This window comes from Citrobacter sp. (assembly GCF_050252275.1).
In the GTDB taxonomy this organism is placed as follows: domain Bacteria; phylum Pseudomonadota; class Gammaproteobacteria; order Enterobacterales; family Enterobacteriaceae; genus Citrobacter_A; species Citrobacter_A amalonaticus.
This window is the reverse complement of sequence record NZ_JBFWLF010000384.1, coordinates 1-3,356: the sequence shown is the minus strand read 5'-3', so window position 1 is coordinate 3,356 and position 3,356 is coordinate 1. Positions and strand designations below refer to the sequence as shown.

General features: G+C 49.6%; 3 protein-coding genes and 4 tRNA genes. 1 reads left to right on the top strand and 6 read right to left on the bottom strand.

Going from position 1 to position 3,356, the window contains the following annotated elements; genetic code table 11:
• The 5 genes from AB7E14_RS22025 to AB7E14_RS22005 all read right to left on the bottom strand — a co-directional run.
• A partial coding sequence (locus AB7E14_RS22025) for a GTP-binding protein (RefSeq protein WP_023229924.1) occupies nt 1–469 on the bottom strand: 469 nt, incomplete at its 3' end.
• A 117-nt stretch (nt 470–586) separates the two neighbouring features.
• Nucleotides 587–662: transfer RNA gene (locus AB7E14_RS22020), tRNA-Thr, on the bottom strand.
• A gap of 5 nt (nt 663–667) precedes the next feature.
• Nucleotides 668–742: transfer RNA gene (locus AB7E14_RS22015), tRNA-Gly, on the bottom strand.
• Nucleotides 743–856: 114 nt separating this feature from the next.
• Nucleotides 857–941: transfer RNA gene (locus AB7E14_RS22010), tRNA-Tyr, on the bottom strand.
• An 8-nt stretch (nt 942–949) separates the two neighbouring features.
• Nucleotides 950–1,025 (bottom strand) — tRNA-Thr (locus tag AB7E14_RS22005).
• A 401-nt stretch (nt 1,026–1,426) separates the two neighbouring features.
• On the opposite strand from AB7E14_RS22005, the gene coaA reads away from it, so the two are divergent.
• Complete coding sequence (coaA, locus tag AB7E14_RS22000) at nt 1,427–2,377, top strand: type I pantothenate kinase (protein WP_061069505.1); 951 nt, start codon at nt 1,427–1,429, stop codon at nt 2,375–2,377.
• 30 nt (nt 2,378–2,407) lie between these two features.
• Here the strand turns inward: coaA and birA are convergent.
• Nucleotides 2,408–3,356, bottom strand: a 949-nt coding sequence (gene birA, locus AB7E14_RS21995; RefSeq protein WP_428169962.1) for a bifunctional biotin--[acetyl-CoA-carboxylase] ligase/biotin operon repressor BirA, incomplete at its 5' end; no start/stop codon positions are given.

Sequence of the window (3,356 nt, the reverse complement as noted above, 5' to 3'; positions counted from 1 at the left end):
GTTCACGAACTTCCATTTCTACCAGTTCCAGCAGCTCTTCGTCATCAACCATGTCGCATTTGTTCAGGAACACGATGATGTACGGAACGCCTACCTGACGACCCAGCAGGATGTGCTCACGAGTCTGAGGCATCGGGCCATCAGTCGCAGCAACAACCAGGATCGCGCCGTCCATCTGCGCAGCACCGGTGATCATGTTTTTAACATAGTCGGCGTGGCCCGGGCAGTCTACGTGTGCGTAGTGGCGAGTCGGGGTGTCATATTCAACGTGAGAAGTGTTGATGGTGATACCACGAGCTTTTTCTTCCGGCGCGTTATCGATCTGATCGAATGCGCGAGCAGCACCGCCGTAAGTTTTAGCCAGTACGGTAGTGATGGCAGCGGTCAGCGTTGTTTTACCATGGTCAACGTGGCCGATAGTACCGACGTTAACGTGCGGTTTTGTACGTTCAAACTTTTCTTTAGACATCGATTGTCCCTCTAAGACACGGATAAATCGGTGATATCACCACATCAACCAGGCGATATGCCTGAACTGTTGAATCATTGAGTCGTTACAGAGAAAACACGGGGAGGAGAAGTGAAGTGGTGCTGATACCCAGAGTCGAACTGGGGACCTCACCCTTACCAAGGGTGCGCTCTACCAACTGAGCCATATCAGCACGTCTGGAGCGGGCAGCGGGAATCGAACCCGCATCATCAGCTTGGAAGGCTGAGGTAATAGCCATTATACGATGCCCGCATCCTGAAACTCGGCTACCCAGTTCTTTCTGTAACAAAAAAAGAGACAAGTCTCTTTTCTCATTCGAGCCGATTATTTTCGTAACCAGCTCAGACAGCAATTGCTGCCAGAAAGTGGTGGTGGGGGAAGGATTCGAACCTTCGAAGTCTGTGACGGCAGATTTACAGTCTGCTCCCTTTGGCCGCTCGGGAACCCCACCGGACTTGATGGTGCCGACTACCGGAATCGAACTGGTGACCTACTGATTACAAGTCAGTTGCTCTACCTACTGAGCTAAGTCGGCATCAAGTAGCGCGCATTCTATGGAGACCTGCGTGCTCATGCAACTAAAAAATTGCATAAAATGTTCTATCGCTCACATTTTGCACTATACGACCAAAAAATGGCGTATTTTCAGTCAGCTTAGCATAAAATTTCGACATTATCTGGCAGTCCATTTCCTCCCACCTGCATCGGGTGGTACTTCAACGCACCAAATCATCGCCAGTACATCTGGAATATCCGTCACATTGCTTTTCAGGGAATGACGTTCAGAAGAGATTTTTTCTTATTATTCCCCCCCATCTGGTGTTACCCTCCTGCCCATTGTCCAAATTAACTGAAATGCGACGTGCCATTGCATGCCGGGGATGACGCGCTTTTTATCACTGCCCTGATGGTGTAATGACAGCCAGAAACATGCTTATGAGTATAAAAGAGCAAACGTTAATGACGCCTTACCTACAGTTTGACCGCAACCAGTGGGCTGCGCTTCGTGATTCCGTGCCGATGACCCTCACTGAAGAAGAGATCGCACGGTTAAAAGGGATTAATGAAGATTTATCGCTGGAAGAAGTTGCAGAGATCTATTTGCCCTTGTCGCGTTTGCTTAACTTCTATATCAGCTCGAACCTGCGTCGTCAGGCTGTTCTCGAACAGTTTCTGGGCACGAACGGTGAGCGTATCCCTTATATCATCAGTATTGCTGGCAGCGTAGCGGTGGGGAAAAGTACCACTGCGCGTGTATTACAGGCGTTACTGAGCCGTTGGCCAGAACATCGTCGCGTTGAACTGATCACCACGGATGGTTTTCTTCATCCAAACCAGGTATTAAAAGACCGTGGGTTAATGAAGAAGAAAGGTTTTCCGGAATCGTATGACATGCATCGTCTGGTCAAGTTTGTCTCCGATCTCAAATCCGGCGTGCCAAACGTAACCGCTCCGGTTTATTCGCATCTGATTTATGATGTGATCCCTGATGGAGATAAAACCGTCGCCCAACCCGATATATTAATTCTCGAAGGACTCAATGTTCTGCAGAGCGGGATGGACTATCCACACGACCCTCATCATGTATTTGTTTCGGACTTCGTCGACTTCTCTATTTATGTTGATGCACCGGAAGAGTTACTGCAGACATGGTATATCAATCGTTTTCTTAAATTCCGCGAAGGGGCGTTTACCGACCCTGACTCTTATTTCCATAACTACGCGAAACTGACGAAAGAGGAGGCGATCAATACGGCTACCTCATTATGGAAAGAAATTAACTGGCTGAATTTAAAACAAAATATTCTACCCACGCGTGAGCGCGCGAGTCTGATTATGACCAAGAGCGCCAATCATGCCGTCGAGCAGGTTCGCCTGCGAAAATAATTAAAAAGGGAGCGAAAGCTCCCTTTTTAATTATTCAGCGCTTCTCAGGGAGATTTCTCCCCCAACCCACGGTTTTATAATGCCATCCTGTTCCAGAAGTAATGCGCCCTGCGCATCGATACCTCGTGAAATACCGTATATTTCTTTGTCACCGATAATCAGTTTAACCTGGCGATTGATAAAGTTATCCAGCTTTTCCCAACGGGAAAGATAAGGAGCCAGTCCTTCTTGCTCAAATAACTCCAGCGCGGTACGTAATTCACGAATGAGCCTTGCCGCCAGCGTATTGCGATCGAGCGTAATCCCAGCTTCCTGCAACGTAATCCATCCCTGATTCACCACGCCTTCTTCCACACGGCGCATTGCCATGTTAATGCCGGCGCCGATGACGATCTGCGCAGCATCGCCCGTCTTACCCGTTAACTCAACCAGGATCCCCGCCAGTTTGCGATCCAACAGGTAGAGATCGTTAGGCCACTTCACCCGTACCTTGTCCGCACCCAGATCGCGTAGCACCTCAGCCATTACGATACCAATCACCAGGCTTAAGCCGATCGCGGCAGCCGGCCCCTGCTCCAGACGCCAGAACATTGAAAGATAAAGGTTTGCACCAAAGGGGGAAAACCACTTACGTCCACGACGTCCACGACCTGCCTGTTGGTATTCCGCCACGCAGGCATCGCCAGACTGCAATAGATCGATGCGATCCAGCAGGTACTGATTGGTGGAATCAATAACCGGCAGCACAGCCACTGTGCCGCGATCCAACTGACTGTAGATGCGGTCAGAATCCAGCAACTGAATCGGCTCCGGTAAACTGTATCCTTTGCCTGGCACGGTAAAAACATCAACTCCCCCGTCACGTAGAGTCTGGATATGTTTATTGATGGCCGCCCGGCTCATCCCCAACTGTTCACCCAGTTGCTCACCGGAATGAAACTCGCCATCGGCCAGTAAGGAGATAAGCATCAGAGGAACG